The 17672-nt window shown below is 69.5% G+C and carries 15 protein-coding genes; 8 read left to right on the top strand and 7 right to left on the bottom strand.

Going from position 1 to position 17672, the window contains the following annotated elements; genetic code table 11:
- Positions 1-435: 435 nt before the first annotated feature.
- A complete protein-coding gene (locus NI1_RS06225) occupies positions 436-828 on the top strand; it encodes a hypothetical protein (RefSeq protein ID WP_067814812.1) in 393 nt (130 codons plus the stop codon).
- Complete coding sequence (locus tag NI1_RS06230) at positions 825-1694, top strand: alpha/beta fold hydrolase (protein WP_067814814.1); 870 nt, start codon at positions 825-827, stop codon at positions 1692-1694. Before NI1_RS06225 ends, NI1_RS06230 begins: the two co-directional genes overlap by 4 nt.
- Before the next feature lie 62 nt (positions 1695-1756).
- Here the strand turns inward: NI1_RS06230 and NI1_RS06235 are convergent, their stop codons facing one another.
- Both NI1_RS06235 and NI1_RS06240 read right to left on the bottom strand, forming a co-directional pair.
- Positions 1757-3106 (bottom strand): M1 family metallopeptidase, encoded by a 1350-nt coding sequence (locus NI1_RS06235; RefSeq protein ID WP_067814815.1) that lies wholly within the window; start codon positions 3104-3106, stop codon positions 1757-1759.
- Positions 3106-7068, bottom strand: coding sequence for a Pls/PosA family non-ribosomal peptide synthetase (locus tag NI1_RS06240; RefSeq protein ID WP_067814817.1), 3963 nt, complete (start codon positions 7066-7068; stop codon positions 3106-3108). Before NI1_RS06240 ends, NI1_RS06235 begins: the two co-directional genes overlap by 1 nt.
- Before the next feature lie 164 nt (positions 7069-7232).
- On the opposite strand from NI1_RS06240, the gene NI1_RS06245 reads away from it, so the two are divergent.
- From NI1_RS06245 to NI1_RS06255, 3 genes are all read left to right on the top strand, one after another.
- The gene (locus NI1_RS06245) at positions 7233-8390 is read left to right on the top strand and encodes an AI-2E family transporter (RefSeq protein ID WP_067814821.1); all 1158 of its coding nucleotides are present in this window, start codon (positions 7233-7235) and stop codon (positions 8388-8390) included.
- Between the two features lie 218 nt (positions 8391-8608).
- Complete coding sequence (locus tag NI1_RS06250; RefSeq protein ID WP_084522731.1) at positions 8609-9871, top strand: cytochrome P450 family protein; 1263 nt, start codon at positions 8609-8611, stop codon at positions 9869-9871.
- A 14-nt stretch (positions 9872-9885) separates the two neighbouring features.
- The gene (locus tag NI1_RS06255; RefSeq protein WP_067814823.1) at positions 9886-11115 is read left to right on the top strand and encodes a cytochrome P450 family protein; all 1230 of its coding nucleotides are present in this window, start codon (positions 9886-9888) and stop codon (positions 11113-11115) included.
- Between the two features lie 51 nt (positions 11116-11166).
- On the opposite strand, the gene NI1_RS06260 is transcribed toward NI1_RS06255, so the two are convergent.
- From NI1_RS06260 to NI1_RS06270, 3 genes are all read right to left on the bottom strand, one after another.
- Entirely contained in the window at positions 11167-11961 is a 795-nt protein-coding gene (locus NI1_RS06260) for a ribosome hibernation promotion factor (RefSeq protein ID WP_067814826.1), read from the bottom strand.
- A 109-nt stretch (positions 11962-12070) separates the two neighbouring features.
- The gene (locus NI1_RS06265; RefSeq protein WP_067814828.1) at positions 12071-12496 is read right to left on the bottom strand and encodes a hypothetical protein; all 426 of its coding nucleotides are present in this window, start codon (positions 12494-12496) and stop codon (positions 12071-12073) included.
- Between the two features lie 76 nt (positions 12497-12572).
- Positions 12573-13574: an Acg family FMN-binding oxidoreductase gene (locus NI1_RS06270; RefSeq protein ID WP_067814831.1), complete on the bottom strand. Its 1002-nt coding sequence runs from the start codon at positions 13572-13574 to the stop codon at positions 12573-12575.
- 215 nt (positions 13575-13789) lie between these two features.
- On the opposite strand from NI1_RS06270, the gene NI1_RS06275 reads away from it, so the two are divergent.
- The 3 genes from NI1_RS06275 (at position 13790) to NI1_RS06285 (ending at position 15924) form a co-directional block, all read left to right on the top strand.
- Positions 13790-14434, top strand: a complete 645-nt coding sequence (locus NI1_RS06275) for a flavodoxin domain-containing protein (protein WP_169815543.1) — start codon at positions 13790-13792, stop codon at positions 14432-14434.
- A gap of 145 nt (positions 14435-14579) precedes the next feature.
- Positions 14580-14834 carry an SHOCT domain-containing protein gene (locus NI1_RS06280; RefSeq protein ID WP_439957226.1) on the top strand — a complete coding sequence of 85 codons (255 nt, stop codon included), beginning with the start codon at positions 14580-14582 and terminating at the stop codon, positions 14832-14834.
- A gap of 130 nt (positions 14835-14964) precedes the next feature.
- On the top strand, positions 14965-15924 hold the full coding sequence (locus NI1_RS06285; RefSeq protein WP_067814839.1) for an alpha/beta fold hydrolase: 960 nt from the start codon (positions 14965-14967) through the stop codon (positions 15922-15924).
- A gap of 64 nt (positions 15925-15988) precedes the next feature.
- Here NI1_RS06285 and NI1_RS06290 read toward each other — a convergent pair whose 3' ends face one another.
- Together NI1_RS06290 and NI1_RS06295 are read right to left on the bottom strand one after the other, a co-directional pair.
- Positions 15989-17239, bottom strand: coding sequence for an RNA polymerase sigma factor (locus NI1_RS06290; RefSeq protein ID WP_067814842.1), 1251 nt, complete (start codon positions 17237-17239; stop codon positions 15989-15991).
- Complete coding sequence (locus NI1_RS06295) at positions 17239-17664, bottom strand: YciI family protein (protein ID WP_067814844.1); 426 nt, start codon at positions 17662-17664, stop codon at positions 17239-17241. Before NI1_RS06295 ends, NI1_RS06290 begins: the two co-directional genes overlap by 1 nt.
- Between the last annotated feature and the right edge of the window lie 8 nt (positions 17665-17672).

Raw genomic sequence — 17672 nt, forward strand, 5'->3', positions numbered from 1 at the left:
CACCCGCGGCCGCGAGCAACTCGCGCAGGGTTGCCGAGTTGGATCGGCTGTCGCATACGTCGGCCTCGAGCCGGAACTCGAATGACGGGGAATTGCCGCAGCATCCGCTGCTTTTCCCGTTCGAGTCGAACGAGTTCGCGCACTCGCAGTCGCGGACCGCCGAAAACCGCACTGCCACAATCGGAACCTATTCGCATACGGTGGTGATTCCGGATGTGGAGCAGGCCGAGGTGCTGGATCGGATCCGGTCTTGTTTGCGGAGCCGGCCGGAGACCGGTGGCGGGGAATTCGAATTGCCCTTGCGTACCAGGGTGATTCGCGCCGTTGTGAAATGAGGGTGGTGGGAACTGGGCGGTCGCACTGATAGATCCGTTTCCGACACGCGCACCGTGCGGTGACAGGCATTCCGGGGTCGGTGATGTGATGGTGGGAGGCATGACGGGTTCAATCACTGACGCGGATACGGTCCTGCTCACCAGGGAAGCGGCCGACGCGGTCTCCGGTGCGGTGAACGCGCGGGCCGAGAGCGAGGCCGGGATGGCTTTGCCGCCGCTGGTGTGGGTGTGGAATCGCGGGGTGTTCGCGCTGCCGGACTCCGAGGGTGCGGAGGTGGAGTTCCGGGGGCGGGTGGAACCGGGAGGGTATCCGGCGGGGGCGCACGAGCAATTGCTGGCTTGGGCGGCGGCGCTCGGACTGACCGAGATCACCACGCGGGTGGAGCGCGAGCACGGGCGGCGCACCTATTCGGGACTGCTGGCGGGATCGCGCATCCGGATCAGTGGACGCACCGATGAATTCGGCGCCGACGGGGCGTCGGTACGGATATGACGACCCATACCCTCGAACTGCCGGATGCCGATCTCGTGTACGACGTGCACGGACCGCTGCCCACCGCCGACGGCCGCCCGCCGTTGCTGCTGATCGGGCAGCCGATGTGCGCCGAAGGGTTCGCCGCCCTGGTGGCCCAGTTCCCGGATCGCACCGTGGTCACCTACGACCCGCGCGGGCTCGGTCGCAGCGAGCGCAGGGACGGCAAGGTCGAGAACACGCCGCAGGGCCAGGCCGAGGATCTGCACGCGCTGATCGCGGCGCTCGGAGCGGGACCGGTGGAGGTGTTCGGCAGCAGCGGCGGCGCGGTCACCGGGCTGGCGCTGGTTACCGCGCACCCGGGCGATGTGCGCACGCTGGTCGCGCACGAACCGCCGATCATCCCCGTGCTGCCCGATGCCGCGGCCGCTGAACGGGCGCGCGCCGGCACCCGGGAAGCCTACGAGGCCAAGGGCTTCGGGGCGGGCATGGCGGACTTCATCGCCATGACCTCGTGGCAGGGCGAGTACACCGACGACTACTTCGCCCAGCCCGCACCCGATCCGGCCATGTTCGGCCTGCCCACCGAGGACGACGGCAAGCGTGACGATCCGCTGCTCTCCGACCACTCCTGGGCGGTCAGCGGCTACCGGCCCGACGCCGCCGCCCTGACCGCCGCACCCACCCGCGTGGTCATCGCGGTGGGCGAGGAATCCGCGGGCACCTTCTGCGCGCGCACCGCGGCGGCCACAGCCGAACTGATCGGACAGCAGGCCACCGTATTCCCCAGCCATCACGGCGGTTTCATGGGTGGCGAGTACGGTTACGCCGGTCAACCGGAAGCCTTCGGCCGCAGGCTGCGCGAGGTGCTCGACAGCCAGGGCTGATCGGCCGGGGTTCGCGGCGGGGAAGCCGCGCGGGCCACGGTCCGTGCGGAGTCCGCGAACTCCTAGGCCGGACGTGAGGGCCGGTGTTCCCGCGGGAGCGGGGGCAGCGGCCGCGCGTAGAGCCAGCCGTCCCAGAGCGGGCGCAGCGATCCGGCACTGTAATGCCCGGCCAGATCGGTGAATTCGTCGGTGGTGACCGAGGCGTGCCGGTAGCGGGCGGTCCATTCGCGCAGCAGATCGAAGAAGGCGCGATCACCCAGTTCGAGACGCAGGGCGTGCAAGGTCAGCGCGCCGCGCTTGTAGACGCGATCGTCGAACATGAACTTCGGACCGGGATCGGCGAGCGTCAGATCCTGGGGGAGACGGGCGAGGACGGCGTGCGCCGCGCGGGCCTGCTGATCCGCGCTGGGCCCGCCGGACGCCTCGGACCAGATCCACTCCGCGTAGCAGGCGAAGCCCTCGTGCAGCCAGATATCGCGCCAGCGCCGGATGGTGAGGCTGTTGCCGAACCACTGGTGCGCCAGCTCGTGTGCGACCAGCCGCTCCGAACCCCGATGCCCGTCACAGTGATTCGCGCCGAAGGTCGAGATGCCCTGTGCCTCGATGGGGATTTCGAGCTCGTCGTCGGTGACCACCACGGTGTATCCCTCGAACGGGTACGGCCCGAACTTCTCGGTGAACACCTCCATCATGCGCGGCTGCCGGGCGAAGTCGTGCTCGAACTCGACGCGCAGCCGCGGCGGCAGAATCGCCTGCATCGGCACCGATCCGCGCGGCGCGTCGATCCGCTGCTTACGATATTGCCCGATCTGAATGGTCGCCAGATAGCTGGCCATCGGCTCGGATTGCTCGTACACCCAGGTGGTTTGGCTGGCCTTGGTCTGCTTGCGCATGAGGGTGCCGTTGGCCAGCGCGTAGTACGGCGAATCGGTGGTGATCGAAATCCGGTAGCTGGCTTTGGAACTCGGGTGGTCGTCGCACGGGAACCAGGAGGCCGCGCCATTGGGCTGACTGGCCACCAGCGCGCCGTCGGTCAGCTCCTCCCAGCCGACCTCGCCCCACAATCCGCGAATCGGCTTGGGCGGGCCCGCGTACTGCACGACCAGCGCCAGCACGCCGCCCGCCGGAATCCGCTGCTGCGGGGTGACGGTCAGCTTGCCGCGCTGATGGGTGAAGCGCGCGGCCTTGACGCCGTTGACGAAAACCTTGGATACCGCCAGGGATTGGGACAGGTCCAGCGCGAAGCGATCGCGCACCTCGGTGGTGACCGCGGTGATCTCGGCGCGCGCGGCCAGCCGGTTCGCCGCCACCTTGTAGACCAGCTCCAGGTCGTAGCGCGAGACCCGGTAGCCGCGGTTCCCGTTCTGCGGCAGGTAGTCGTCGATGGGCGTGTCGGCACCCTTGCCCGGCATCAGCGGCTCACCTCCGCGCGATCGGTCCACGGTGCGATGGGATTGCCCCACCAGCGGCTCGAGGGCGGCACCGTATCGCCGCGCATGACCAGCGACGCCGGGCCGATGGTCGCGCCCGCGCCGATGCTCGCGGCCGGCAGCGCCACACAGTGCGGGCCCAAAGTGGCTCCCGCGCCGAGGGTCACGGTGTCCATGGCCATGATCCGGTCGTGGAAGAGATGCGTCTGCACCACACACCCCCGTTCCACGGTCGCGCCGTCGCCGAGGGTCACCAGGTCGGCCTCCGGCAGCCAATAGGATTCGCACCATACCCCGCGGCCGATCTTCGCGCCGAGCCCGCGCAGCCAGAGGTTCAGTACCGGCGTACCCGTCGCGGCGCGCGCGAACCAGGGTGCGGCGACGTGTTCGACGAAGGTGTCGGCGACCTCGTTGCGCCACACGAACGAACTCCACAGCGGATGCTCCTCGGCGCGGATACGCCCCACGAGCAGCCATTTCGCGATCACCGAGGTGGCGCCGGCGATCGCCCCGGCGGCCAGCAGCACCAGACCGCTGAGCAGCGCGGTCGCCAGATGCCCGAGGGTCTGGGCCAGCCAGGCCAGGGTGAACAGCACGCCCAGTCCGATGCCGAAGGTCACCATGACGGGGATCAGCCGGCAGGTCTCCACCACCGCGCGCGCCACCTTCAACCGCCACGGCGGATCGAAAGTGCGGGCGGTGTCGGTGGTTTCGGCGGCACGGCGCAGGCGGATCGGCGGGCTGCCCAGCCACGACGATCCGGCCTTGGACTTGGATGGCGCGGCCGAAAGCACCGCCACCAGGCCGTTCTTGGGCACGCGGCGACCGGGCGCGGTCATACCGGAATTGCCGAGGAAAGCGCGCTTGCCGACCTTGGATTCGCCGATGCGCAGCCAGCCGCCGCCCAATTCGTAACTGGCGACCATGGTGTCGTCGGCCAGGAACGCGCCGTCGGCGACGGTGGTGAATTTCGGCAGCAGCAGCACGGTGGAGGCTTCCACGCTCTTGCCGATCTTCGCGCCCAGCAGGCGCAGCCAGCCCGGGGTGAGCAGGCTGGCGTAGAGCGGGAACAGGAAGGTGCGGGCCGAATCCAGCAGGCGTTCGGTGGCCCAGGCCTGCCAGCCCGCACGGCTGCGCACCGGATGATGGCCTTCGACCAGGCCGATGCTCAGCAGTCGCACCAGCACGATGGTGACCACCGCGTACACACCCAGGCTCACCAGCATGGCCACCGGCAGGATGGCGAAGGCGCGCCCGAGACCGGCGGTGAGGGTGGTGGTGTCGCGAATCCACCAGGCGATGAGCGCGCCGCCGGAACCCAAGCCCAGGATGGGGACGGCGGCCAGCAGCATGGAGCTGATGCCGAAGATGGCGACCCAGTGCGGGGCGCGGGCGGGCGTCCAGGCGGGCCAGCGGTGCTGGGCCTTACCGACTTTCACGGCGGGGGAGCCGGCCCATTCCTGTTCGGCCTTCACCTTCCCCGAGACCGCGGAGCCGGGAGCGATCTCGGCATTGCGGCCGATTCGGGTGCCGGGCAGCAGGATCGAACGTGCGCCGACCACGGCTCCCGGGCCGATGACGATCGGTCCGATGTGGACAGTGTCGCCGTCGATCCAGTAGCCGGACAGGTCCACTTCGGGTTCGACGCTGCATCCGTCGCCGAGTTCCAGCAGGCCGGTCACCGGCGGCAGGGTGTGCAGGTCGACGCCCTTGCCGACGCGTGCGCCCAGCGCCCGCGCGAACGGGACCATCCACGGTGCGCCGGAGAGGTTCTCGGCACCGCTGGCCTCCGAGAGCCGGACCGCCGCCCAGAGCCGCAGATGCACGGATCCGCCGCGCGGATGGCTGCCCGCTTCGACGGTGCTGAGCAGCAATCGGGAACCGGCCACGCACAATGCCATGCGGCCGGGCGGGGAGATGAACAGTACGAACGCCAGCAGCGTCCACCACCACGACAGGTGCGGCAGCCACGGCAGCGAGCCCGACCAGGCGGCGATATTGCCGACGATGGCCAGCCAGGTCAGCCACTGCAAACCGGTGAGCGTGGTGAGCGGAATGGTGGCGAGCACCTGGAACACCTGGGCGGGCAACGGAACCGGAGCCACCCGCCGTTCCTGCACCGCCACGCTCGGCGCGCTCGCGTCCATGAAGGCGGCGAGGGCGCCCAGGCGGGGATGGTCGTAGAGGTCGGCGACCGCGATGGTGGGCTGACGCTCGCGCAATGCCGTCACCAGCTGCGCCGCGGCCAGAGAGCCGCCGCCGAGGTCGAAGAAGTCGGCGTTCGGGTCGTTGACCTCGGCCCCGAGAATCGAATCCCAGAGTCCGGCAACCCATTGCTCGGTCGGCGAGAGCCCGGCTTCGGCGGTCGCCGCGGTTGCCTTGGGCAGCGGCCACGGTAGGGCATCGCGGTCCACCTTGCCCGAAGTCCGGGTGGGCATATCGGCGACGACAGCGAGGCGGGGGACCAGCGGAGCCGGAAGTTGTTCCGCCAGGATCGCTCTGGCGGCGGCCAGGTCGTACCCGGCTTCGGGTCCGGTCAGGTATCCGACCAGGATCTTGTTGCCCGCCTTGGTGCTTCGGATGGCGGCGGCCGCGCCCGTCACACCCGGCAGATGCTGGAGCGCATTGTCGATCTCGCCCAATTCGATACGACGCCCGCCGAGCTTGATCTGATCGTCGGCACGCCCCAGGAACACCAGGCCCGCGCTGTCGTTGCGCACCAGATCGCCACTGCGATAGGCCCGTTCCCACCCCACCGACGGCAGCGGCGCGTACTTCTCGGCATCCTTGGCCGGATCCAGATAGCGCGCCAGCCCGACGCCGCCGATCACCAGCTCACCGGATTCGCCCTCGCCCACCGGATTTCCGCCGGCATCGATGACGGTGAGATCCCAGCCGTCCAGCGGCAGCCCGATCCGGATCGGGAAGCTGCCGTCCAGCAGCGCCGCGCAGGCGACCACGGTCGCCTCGGTCGGCCCGTAGGTGTTCCACACCTCGCGCTCGGAATCCTGATTGCCCGCCAGCCGCTCCGCCAGCTCCGGCGGTACCGCCTCGCCGCCGAAGATGAGCAGCCGCACCGCTTCCAGCGCCTCGGCGGGCCAGGTCGCCGCCAGCGTCGGCACCGTGGAGACGATGCTGATCTCCCGCCGGATGAGCCACGGCCCCAGATCCGCGCCGGTCCGAACCAGCGCGCGCGGCGCGGGCACCAGGCACGCCCCGTGCCGCCACGCCAGCCACATCTCCTCGCACGAGGCATCGAACGCGACCGACAAGCCGGCCAGCACCCGATCCCCGGGCCCGATCGGAGCCTGCCGCAAGAACAGCTCCGCCTCGGCATCCACGAACGCCGCCGCGTTCAGATGCGTGACCGCAACACCTTTCGGCGTGCCGGTCGAGCCGGAGGTGAAGATGATCCACGCGTCATCGCCGGTGTCGGGCAGCCGCGCGTCGCGTGTGGCGGCGGCCACGTCGAGCGAATCGAACTCGGCCGCCAGGCTTGCCGTGCTCTCCGCCGAGCCCGGAGCCGCTGCGGCGCGCGGGGTTTCGATACCGTCCGCGGTCACCATCGCGGTGACCTTCGCCTCGCCGAAGACCAGGCGGGCGCGCTCGTCCGGGTCGTCGGCGTCGACGGGGACGTAGGCGGCGCCGGCGTGCAGGACGGCGAGGATGGTGATGTAGAGGGCGCGGGTGCCCGACGGCATGCGGACGCCGACGCGGTCGCCGCGGCGCACCCCGGCGGCGGTGAGCGCGCTCACCACCCGGTCGATTTCGGTGCGCAGCTCGGCATAGGTGAGGACGATCTCGCCGTCGTCGATGGCCGGGGCATCGGGGTAGGCCGACGTGGTCGCGGTGAGGATGTCGACCAGGGTGCGGGCCGGGGGCGCCAGCGCGGCCCGCAACAGCGGGGACGCGTCGGGGGAGATATCGGCCTGCGGTTGCGGCATCGGGTACAGCCCACCTCTCATCGAACGGCCCTGCGCTTCGGCGTTCGTTGTTTCATATGAGGGTTACCAATTGGCAAACACTTGGGTGGCCACCCGCTCACGGTACCCGTGTTTCAGAAGTCGCCTTCGCCCGGTTCCGCGGTGTGTCATGCCAGACTGGGGGCGTGAGCGAGCCGTCGAAGCAAACGGATACCGACCGGACCGGCAATCCCGCACCGCCCGACCGTGGCGCGGTCATCGGGCGCGGAATGCTGTGGCTCGCAAAGTGGTCGCTCTGCCTGGTCGCCATCGCGGCCGGCGCCTGGGTCCTGGACTATCTGCTGGCCAAGTTCTGGGTCGCGGTGCTGCCCATGGCCTTGGCACTGGTCGTGGCCACGGTGCTGTGGCCGCCGACCCGCTGGCTGACCCAGCACGGGTTGCGGCCCGCGCTGGCCGCCTCCATCACCACGCTCGGGCTGCTCGGCATCCTGGCCGGGGTGATCGCGCTGATCGTGCCGTCGGTGGTGGACCAGGCGCCGGATCTGGCGGCGCAATCCACCAAGGGCGTCAATCAGGTCCGCGATTGGTTGCAGGGGCCGCCGCTGAACATCCGCCAGGAGCAATTGGATTCGGCGGTCGATGCCATCGTGACCCGGTTGCAGTCCAGCGCCGAACGCATCGCCACCGGCGTGTTCACCGGCGTCAGCACCGCCACCTCGGCGATCGTCACCCTGTTCCTGGTGCTCATGCTGGCGTTCTTCTTCGTCAAGGACGGGCCGAAGCTGCTGCCGTGGCTGCACACCCACCTCGGCAGCCCGAGCGGCCGCCATATCGAAGAGGTGCTCAATCGGATCTGGGTCACCCTCGGCGGCTTCATCCGCACCCAGGCGCTGGTCAGTTTGATCGACGCGGTGCTGATCGGCGGCGGGCTGGTGATCCTAGGGGTGCCGCTGGCCTCGGTGCTGACGGTGCTGACCTTCCTCGGCGGCTTCGTGCCCATCGTCGGTGCGTTCGTGGCGGGCGCGCTGGCGGTACTGGTCGCGCTGGTGGCCAAGGGGCTCACCACCGCGCTCATCGTGCTGGCCATCATCGTGGTGGTGCAGCAACTGGAAGGCAATGTGCTGCAACCGGTATTGCAGAGCCGCAGTATGCAGTTGCACGCGGTGGTCGTGCTGCTGGCCATCACCGTCGGCGGTTCGCTGTACGGGATCGTGGGCGCGTTCCTGGCGGTGCCGGTGGTGGCGGTCATCGCGGTCGTATTCCGTTATGTCAGTGAGCAGATCGATCTCGCTACCGCGCCGGCGCCCGCCGAGCCGGAGCCGGAGCCCGATCCCGCCGCCTGAACGCGCGTGATACCCACGGGCTCAACGCAACTGGTTCCGGTAAACCAGTCGGTCCGGTGACCTGCAATCCTTCCGCAAAGGTGGGCGACCCGCCCGCGTGCTGCTAATCTGGCCCCCGCCGCCGAGGTGCAGCGCGCCGGCCGGGTTCGCTCGCCGCCGCGCCGCCTTCGAAACCGGCTGTCGGACAAGGATTGTGAGGTTGGCAGTTGACCCAGGGGATGAACACGCAGATGTCCGCCGGACCGGCACTGGGCGGCTGCCCGGTGCGACACGCTTCGCCGAACTCCGTGGAGGGTCCCCGAATCCTGCTGGGCACCGAGGAATTCGCCGCCGACCCGCACGCCGCCTATCGGGAGATGCGCCGCCGGTACGGGTCCATGGTGCCCATCGAGCTGGCGCCGGACGTGCCCGCCACGCTGGTCATCGACTACCAGACGGCGCTGCGCATCCTCAATGATCCGGACCATTTCCCGGCCGATCCGCGCGCCTGGCAGCAGACCATTCCGGAGGACTCGCCGGTCCGGCCGATGATGCAGTGGTACCCGAACGCGCTGCGCAATTCCGGCGCCGCGCACGCCCGCTACCGGGGCGCGTACTCCGCGGCCATCGACGGAATCGATTTGCACGCGGTGCATTCCACGGTCGAGCGGATCGCCGCCCCGCTCATCGAAGCCTTCGCCACCGAGGGCTCCGCGGACCTGGTGTCGCAGTACGCGCTGCCGCTGGTGTTCCAGGTACTCAATGAAATGGTCGGCTGCTCGGCGGAATTGGGGCATCGCGTCGCCACCGGCATGGCCGCGCTCTTCGACACCGTCAACGCCGCCTGGGGCATGCAGACGCTCAGCGAGGCGCTGCTGGAGCTGATCGCACTGCGGCGCGCCCAGCCCGGTGACGACGTGACCTCCCGGATGGCGCACCACTCCTCGGCGCTCACCGACGAGGAGATGCTGTATCAGCTGGTCAGCTTCTACGGCGCGGGCATCGAGCCGATGCAGAACCTGATCAGCAATACGCTGCTGCTCATGCTCACCGACGATCGCTTCGGCGGCGATGTGCTCGGCGGCAGTCTCTCCACCCGCGACGCGCTCGACGAAGTGCTCTTCAACGATCCGCCGATGGCCAACTTCTCCATCAGCTTTCCGCGCCAGCCCATCCTGATCGACAATGCCTGGCTGCCCGCGCACCAGCCCGTCCTGATCAGCCTGGCGGCCTGCAACAACGACCCGGCCATCGCCGGCGGCGACCGTACCGGCAATCGCTCGCATCTGGCCTGGAGCGCGGGCCCGCACGCCTGCCCCGCGCGGTCGGTGGCGTACGTGGTGGTGCAGAACGCGATCGATCAGCTCCTGGATATCCTGCCCGACCTGCGGCTGGGTGTGGCGAAGAGCGAGATCTCGTGGCGGCCCGGGCCGTTCCACCGGGCCATGGTGGCGCTGCCGGTGGTCTTCCCCGCAAGCTCCGCGCCAGCCCGCGCGGTATAGAGGAGCGCTACAAGATGGAACAGACACCCCTCGTACTGGACACCTCCGGTGCGGACATCCAAGGTGAATCGGCCCGAATTCGCGAACGCGGACCCGTCACGCCGGTCGAGCTGCCCGGCGGCGTGATCGCGTGGTCGGTCACCGACCAGGCAATTCTCAAGAGTCTGCTGGCCGATCCGCGCGTGTCGAAGGATCCGCGGCAGCACTGGAACGCCTTCCGCAACGGCGAGATCACCGAAACTTGGCCGCTGCTGCCGTGGGTGGTGGCGGAGAACATGTTCACCGCCTACGGAACCGACCACCGCCGGCTGCGCAAGCTGGTGTCGCCGGCCTTCACCGCGCGCCGCACCGGCGCCATGCGCGAACGCATCGAGAAGATCGTCAGCGATCTGCTCGAGGACCTGGCCGCCACCCCGGCGGGCGAATCGGTCGATCTGCGGCAGCGTTTCGCCTACCCCGTGCCGATTCAGGTGATCAGCGGGCTGATCGGCATTCCCGAACACCTCGACGGGCCGATCCACAAGTGCGTCGACGGGTTCTTCGACGGATCCTTCACCGCCGAGCAGTCGATGGCCAACTATCTCGAAATGGGCCGCCTGATCGGTGAACTCGTGGCCTACCGCCGCGACAATCCCGGTGACGACATCACCACCGTGATCATCGCCGAGCGGGACGACGACGGTTCGGCGCTGACCGACGCCGAACTCGTCGACACCCTGATGCTCGTCATCAACGCCGGGCACGAGACCACCGTCAACCTCCTCGATCAGGCCGTGACGGCGCTGCTCACCCATCCCGAGCAGCTGAAAGCCGTTGCCGGGGGAGAGGTGCCGTGGTCCGACGTGATCGAGGAGGCGCTGCGCTACCAGGCTCCGGTCGCGCATCTGCCGCTGCGCTACGCGGTCGAGGACATCGAGATCGCGGGCCATCGCATCCCCCAGGGCGAGGCCATCCTCGCGTCCTACGCCGGTGCCAGCCGCGACCCGAAGGTGCACGGCGACACCACCGACGAGTTCGATATCCATCGCGCCACCAAAGACCAGCATCTGGCCTTCGGCCACGGCGCGCACCACTGCATCGGCGCACCGCTGGCCCGCCTGGAAGCTGCCATCGCCCTGCCCGCGCTGTTCGCCAAGTTCCCGAATCTCCGTTTCGCCACGGACCCGGCCGAACTGACCCCGATCGGCAGCTTCATCTCCAACGGCCACACCGCGTTGCCGGTGTACCTCGACGCGGCGGAGTAGCACCGCGCCGGCGAGTTGTGAACAGCGGCGGCCTGATCGGCGCGAGCGCCCTCAGGCCGCCGGTGTGAGCAGCCCGTAATGCCCGTCGTAACGGTGGTAGAGGACGCGGCCGCGGTCGCCGTCGCGGAAGAAGACGAACGGCCACCCGGTCAATTCCAGTCGTTCGATCGCGCCCGCGACCGTCGTCACCGGCGCGGCGGCCGGGCTGATGGTGAAGGGCACGCTGCCCCGCAGCACGGCTTCGGGCCGGGATTCCAACTGCGCGAGCCGGTATCCGCCGGACTCCCGGTACAGCACGCTGTCGATACCGCTGCCGGATTCGGTGAACAGGTGGAAGTCGTAGTCCAGCAGCTCCATATCGAACGCGGCTTCCTCACAGGTCTCCTCGGCCAGCGCGTACGCCTTGTGCCGCACCACTTCCCGCTGTTCGGTGACCCGCGGGAAGTAGGGCAGTGCCGACCGTGGCGGGGTGCCGCGCCGCCATTCGTGCGGTCCGGCCGCCGGGAAGCGACCGCGCACGGCCTCCCAATGCCGGGCCAGCCGCTCGAACCTGGTCTCCAACCGGGCCTCGAGCAGATCGACGGCCGCCCTGGTGGTCGGGGCGGCGACCTGGACCCGCACCGTGCGCCCGGCCATATGCACATTCGCCTGGGCCACAATCGGATTCCGGACCGCCGGGTCGCGATGCCCGCTCAGGCGCACCCGCGCGGAGAGGACCGGTGCGGGAGCGAAGGCCAGCGCCCGCCCGACCTTCTCGCGGGCATATTCGGGTCCGCCGGCCGAGACGTGGTGACCGGTCGAAATTTGCAGAACGGATTCGGATTCCGTGACATGTCGTGCTGGCATTCCCGGAGTCTGGCATCGGAGCGGGCCGGGTCTTCAGAGCCGAAAGTCCCCATCGGGCCGCTGATCGTCCACTCGATCGACGCATCCATGGCCGGCAGTGGCGCACGATTCACGGTGCGAGCGTGAGCGCGAGGCCGAGCAGGGCAATGACTTTGGCGATTTCCAGGCCCACATACCAGTAGTGGGCGTGCGAACGCGGCAGCACCTCACCCGCGAGTACGCGATCGGAGCGCCGGGTCAGCGGCGGGCGCACCGCCAGGAGTTGGACGGCAAGGATGACGGCCGCCGCGCCCAGCCACCACCAGGCGGCAGCGCCCGGCGCGGCCGTGGCGGCGGCCGCCAGCAGGGTGGCCGCGAGCATCACCTCGACGGTGTTCAAAGCGCGGAATACGATGCGGCCGATACCCAGACCCAGGGGCAGGGTGATGCCGGGCGCCCGGAACTTGAGCGGCGCTTCCAGGAACGAGATGGCCAAGACCATGCCGAGCCAGAGCATCGGGAGCAGCCAGAGCAGATGTTGGGCGAGGGATCTCATGATGTCGAGCGTCGGCGGCGCGGGTACTCCGCGCCAGGGCCTTACGTCCTGATCTCGGTGGCGTCGAATGCGGGAATCAGTGCAGGCCGGTGCAGAAGTCAGCGATCGGCCGGCGGGGTGTGGGTGGCGGTCGGTGCGGATCCGCCGGTGCGGTGCCGACGCGGATCAGCACCTGTGGCAGCGCGGTGCGGTTGATGCAGGCGGCCAGCAGATCGCGGCCCGCGGGCACTTCGGCGAGATGGGTGAGTGAGCAGGTGGCCAGGCCCGCGGTCGTGCATTCGAGCAGCACTTCCGAGAGCGCCTCGCCGGTGCGCAGCCAGTCGAGGACCGAGTCGGCCGCGGTGCTGAGCATCAGCAGGCGGGCGTGATCGGCGAGTCCGGGGCGGCGGGTGGAGGGCGCGATGGTGGGGAACGCGCGGCCGATGCCGACGCGCGCCGATTCGGCCTCCGACACCAGAGCCGACGCCGGAATACCGTCCACGCCACCGGAATGCCCCGCCCACCAATGCAACTCGGCCTCGTGGAGCAGATCGTGACCGCGCACGGCCGCGATCTCCCGGGAGGCGGCGGCCAGTCGCGGGCGCGCCGATTCGGCGAGCACATCGAGTTCGGTGTGATGCCGGGCGGCGCTCTGGAACAGCGTGGGCAGCAGCGCGTCCAGGCCCGGCGCGGCCCGGAACGGCAGGCGGTCGCTGTACCGGCCGACGATCGCCCGCACCCGCGCGTGCACCCACTCCGGCGGCAACAGCCAGGGCCGGAATGTGAGCGCCGCCAAGGTATCCGGACGTTTGGCATCCGGCACCCGTACGACGTCGGTATGCCAGCCCAGACCGGCGAAAGCCGTGCGCACATGATGCAACATCGCTCCGCAGCTGATCACCATCTGCCGGCCCACCGGATCGATCGAGGGCAACAGCCGGTCGGCATCCAGGGTCAGGGTCAGCCGCCCGTCGGCGAACCGCCACAGCCACGGCTGCGTGTTGTGCACCGAGGGCGCACGGGCAGCCAGCCGCATCGCCTCCACCATGGTCGCGCGATCGGGTACGTGGGCGGTTCGCACATCGCCGTCGATGTTCATACCCGAAGTGTGCGCACCGCCGCGCCGGGCTGATAGCGGCATTCCTACCGGCTCACAGGGCATTACGTCACCCTCCGGGCATGAGATACCGACCGGGCGGTGGCGCGGATCGTGGCCCATAGTCACCTCGACCGGTATCCGGCGACCCTGCCGCGCGCCCGCTCGCCCGCGCGACCATCGGCGGGTACGAGTCTCCGTCGCAAAGGAATTCGATGATGAAGGGCTTGATTCTGGTCGCCTACGAAAGCCCGCACGGTTCGACCGCGGAGGTCGCCCAGCGCATCGCCGCCGAACTGCGGGCGTCGGGCTTCGAGGTGGACTGCCGCGCCATGCGCGAAGTGCGTTCGATCGGCGACTATCGCGCGATCGTGGTCGGTGCGCCGTTCTACTTCGGGCGCTGGCCGCGAGCCGCGCGCAGGTTCCTGGGCCGCTTCGGCCCGGACCTGGTCCATCGGCAGGTCGCCTTGTTCGCCACCGGTCAGGTCGACGCGCGGCAACCGGTGGAGCAGATCACCGGTCAGCTCGACACGATGCTGCGGCGGTACGACTGGCTGCATCCGGTGAGCGTCGGAATGTTCGGCGGGCGCTGGGATCCCGACGGCCTCGACGGTGTGCACCGCTGGCTCAATAAGCTGCCCGCTTCACCGCTGCGCGTATTGCCGGTAGCGGATCTGCGGAGCTGGCCGGATATCGACAAATGGGCGGGTGAGGTCGGCCGGCGGTTCGAAGCCGCTGCCGCGCAACCGCATCCGGTCCAAACGCGAGCGCCGAGCCTGTCCCGGGCCGCCGCACCGTTCACGGTGATCCGCGAGTATCTGGGCGATCAGCAGCTGCCGTCGCGTCTGCGGAAACCCCGGTGAGCCAGGGGGACTGCGGTCGGCGTGCCCTTGGTAATCGGCGCCGATGGCCATCGGCACTGCCGCGGCGGTGGCCCGCCGGCGCACGCTGACGGTATACCCCCGCAACGCGTCTCGGCGGGGACCGATCGTCAGGAGGAAGACCGTGATGTTCTGGTACGACCACGGCATGAACGGGTGGGGATACGCCTGGATGGGCCTTGGCATGGTGGTGTTCTGGGCGCTGCTGATCGGCGGGCTGGTGCTGGTCGTGCGGCTCGTCGCGGGCGACCGGGACCGGTCGCCGTGGCCGCCCGGACCGACGGCCGAGCAGCTGCTCGCGCAGCGGTTCGCGCGTGGCGAGATCGACGAGCGGGAGTTCGCCGGCCGGATCGCCGCCCTGCGCGAGCACAATCCGTCGTAGCGGGCGGGTAACACCTTGGTGGGGATCGGCACCACCTCGGGCGGTGTTGATCGACTCCTCGGGGCTCTGCTGCCGGGCCCGGGTGTGGCGAACACTGAGAACACCAACCCGCCGAACCCCGGAGCATCCGATGACCGTCAGCACCCTCGACCACTCGATGCGGCGGCGCACGACGGTTCGCACCGCGGACGGCGTGGAGCTGACGGTTCGTGAATTCGGCCGCCGCGACGCGGCGCTCACCGTCGTGTTGTTGCACGGGCATTGCCAGCACACGGAGTCGTGGGTGTACGTCCGCGAGGCGCTGACCCGGCAATATCCCGAGGCGCGGGTGGTCTGCTACGACCATCGCGGGCACGGTGCTTCCGGCCGCGCTGCCCGGCACACCTACCATCTGGAGCAGCTCGCCGACGATCTGCACGATGTGCTCGACGCGATCGTCCCGAGCGGTCCGGTGATCCTGGCCGGGCATTCGATGGGCGGCATGGCGGTATTGACCTACGCCGGCCGGTACCCGCACGAGATCGGTACCCGGGTCCTGGGGGTCGCCCTGATCGCGTCCGCCGCGAACGGTCTCACCGAATCGGGGTTCGGGCGGTTGCTGCGCAATCCGGCGATCACTCTCTTCCAAGCCGCAGTGCGTGTCGCTCCGCACACCATGCAACGCGCGAAACTGCTGGCGTGCAAAGTGTTCGCGCCGGTGGTCCGGCTCGCCGAATTCGGTGACCGCAAGGTCAATCCACGCGTGCTGGCCCTCGCCAACGCCATGCGCAATCAAACCTCTATCGTGACCATGGCGAGCTTCCTCGGCGCTTTCGCCGAGTACGACCGCACCGCCGCGCTCGCCGTGCTTTCCCGCATCCCCACCCTGGTGCTGTGCGGATCCGCCGATCTGATGACACCGCAATCTCATTCGATCGCCATGGCCGCCGGCGTCGACTACGCCGACCTCGTCCTGATCGAGGGCGCCGGCCATTCGGTCATCCTCGAAGAGCCGGAAAGCATCGCCGCGGCCCTCACCCGCTTGATCGTCCGCGCCGGGGCGCACACCGTCCGCGGTTCACACGGCCGCCGACTCCGCGTCGCTGCGTAACTCGCACCGCATTTCCCCTGGCATTGCCGGCGCCGAGTCGCTCGCGGCAGCAAGTGCTGACCGGCTAGGCCGGAGACGCGCTGTCTAGGCGCTGGGCGCGGGCGGTCAGATAGCGGCGTTGCGGGAGGCTCCCTGTGAGTTCGGCTGCCCGCCGGTAGTCGGCGAGGGCTGCGGTGTGGTCGCCGGTCATCTCCGAAAGTTGGGCTCGCACGGCGTAGAAGCGGTGATCGGTTGCGAGCCGGGCGTCGTGGGCCAGGTCGGCCAGCCGAGCCAATCCGGCGGCCGGATGATCGGCCATGGCGATGGCCACGGCGCGATTCAGGGCGACCACCGGATTGTCGGTGAGCGTGGTCAACGCCGTGTAGAGCGCGGCGATCTGGGGCCAATCGGTGTCCTCGGCGTGGCTCGCCTCGTCGTGAACGGCGGCGATGGCGGCTTGCAGTTGATATGGGCCGGGCGGGCCGCCGCGGGGTAGGGCCGCGGTGATCAATGCGATGCCCTCGGCGATGAGTTCGGTATCCCAGCGGGTGCGGTCCTGTTCGGCCATGGGAATCAGCTCGCCGGTGGGGCCGGTGCGGGCGGGGCGGCGGGCATCGGTGAGCAGCATGAGCGCGAGCAATCCGGCGACCTCGTCGTCCTCGGGGAGCAGCCGGAACATGATGCGGGTCAAGCGGATCGCCTCGGCGGACAGGTCGCGGCGATAGAGAGCGGGGCCGGTGGTGGCGGCGTAGCCCTCGGTGAAGATCAGGTAGAGCACGTGCAGCACCGCTGCCGTGCGGGCGTCGCGTTCGGTGGGGCCGGGCATGCGAAAAGCCGTGCCCGCGGCCTTGATCGCCTGTTTGGCCCGGGTGATGCGCCGGGTCATGGTGGCCTCGGGAACCAGGAACGCGCGCGCGATCTCCACCGTCGTCAGGCCGCCGACCGCACGCAACGTCAGTGCGATCTGCGAGGCGGGGGACAGGGCCGGATGACAGCACAGGAACAACAGGATCAAGGTGTCGTCGGCATCCGCGGCCCGCTCCGCCGGTGCGCCCGAACTCCACCGATCGGCTGGAACCTGCTGCGCCACCGTGTCTTCGCGGCGCCGCCTGGCCTGTTCGGCGCGCAGCATATCGGTGAGCCGCCGGGCCGCCACGGTCAGCAGCCAGGCTTTCGGATCCTCCGGCATGCCGCGCTCCGGCCATTGCGTGGCGGCGGCCAGCAGTGCTTCCTGAACCGCGTCCTCGGCGGTATCGAAGTGCCCGTACCGGCGCACCAGCGCGCCGAGCACCTGCGGCGCGAGGGCGCGCAGCAGATCCTCGGCGGCGGTGGGCATCAAGAGTTCAGCTGGTCCGCGCACTCGCCGACAGGCCGCACATCCGCGTAGGCGCGGGCGGCGACGGCGCGCGGGGCCGGACAATCGGCCAGCCGGATCGCGATCTCGGTGGCGCGATCGAAACTGTCGCACTCCACGATCCAATACCCGGCCAGCACCTCCTGCGTCTCGGCGTACGGCCCGTCGGTCACCACCACCGGCACCCCCGCCCGGTTGCTGCCGCTGACCCGGCGGGTGTGCACCGGCGCGGGCAACCCCTGGGTGTCCACCAGTTCGCCCGACGCCTCCAGCTCGGCGCTGAACTTGCGCATGAACTCGGTCATGGCCGCGAAATCCTCCGGCGTCCACGCCTCGTCACCCGTGGCCGCGCCCGCCATGCCGTCGTAGTCGCGCTGGCTGCCATAGGACAGGATCATGTATTTCATCGATCTCA

Source organism: Nocardia inohanensis NBRC 100128, assembly GCF_001612945.1.
Lineage (GTDB): Bacteria > Actinomycetota > Actinomycetes > Mycobacteriales > Mycobacteriaceae > Nocardia > Nocardia inohanensis.

Bases quoted from the DNA above. Each gene is read 5' to 3' on its own strand.
- NI1_RS06225 (WP_067814812.1), top strand. From the start codon at position 436: ATGACGGGTTCAATCACTGACGCGGATACGGTCCTGCTCACCAGGGAA.
- NI1_RS06230 (WP_067814814.1), top strand. From the start codon at position 825: ATGACGACCCATACCCTCGAACTGCCGGATGCCGATCTCGTGTACGAC.
- NI1_RS06235 (WP_067814815.1), bottom strand. From the start codon at position 3,106: ATGCCGGGCAAGGGTGCCGACACGCCCATCGACGACTACCTGCCGCAG.
- NI1_RS06240 (WP_067814817.1), bottom strand. From the start codon at position 7,068: ATGCCGCAACCGCAGGCCGATATCTCCCCCGACGCGTCCCCGCTGTTG.
- NI1_RS06250 (WP_084522731.1), top strand. From the start codon at position 8,609: ATGAACACGCAGATGTCCGCCGGACCGGCACTGGGCGGCTGCCCGGTG.
- NI1_RS06255 (WP_067814823.1), top strand. From the start codon at position 9,886: ATGGAACAGACACCCCTCGTACTGGACACCTCCGGTGCGGACATCCAA.
- NI1_RS06260 (WP_067814826.1), bottom strand. From the start codon at position 11,961: ATGCCAGCACGACATGTCACGGAATCCGAATCCGTTCTGCAAATTTCG.
- NI1_RS06265 (WP_067814828.1), bottom strand. From the start codon at position 12,496: ATGAGATCCCTCGCCCAACATCTGCTCTGGCTGCTCCCGATGCTCTGG.
- NI1_RS06270 (WP_067814831.1), bottom strand. From the start codon at position 13,574: ATGAACATCGACGGCGATGTGCGAACCGCCCACGTACCCGATCGCGCG.
- NI1_RS06275 (WP_169815543.1), top strand. From the start codon at position 13,790: ATGAAGGGCTTGATTCTGGTCGCCTACGAAAGCCCGCACGGTTCGACC.
- NI1_RS06280 (WP_439957226.1), top strand. From the start codon at position 14,580: ATGTTCTGGTACGACCACGGCATGAACGGGTGGGGATACGCCTGGATG.
- NI1_RS06285 (WP_067814839.1), top strand. From the start codon at position 14,965: ATGACCGTCAGCACCCTCGACCACTCGATGCGGCGGCGCACGACGGTT.
- NI1_RS06290 (WP_067814842.1), bottom strand. From the start codon at position 17,239: ATGCCCACCGCCGCCGAGGATCTGCTGCGCGCCCTCGCGCCGCAGGTG.
- NI1_RS06295 (WP_067814844.1), bottom strand. From the start codon at position 17,664: ATGAAATACATGATCCTGTCCTATGGCAGCCAGCGCGACTACGACGGC.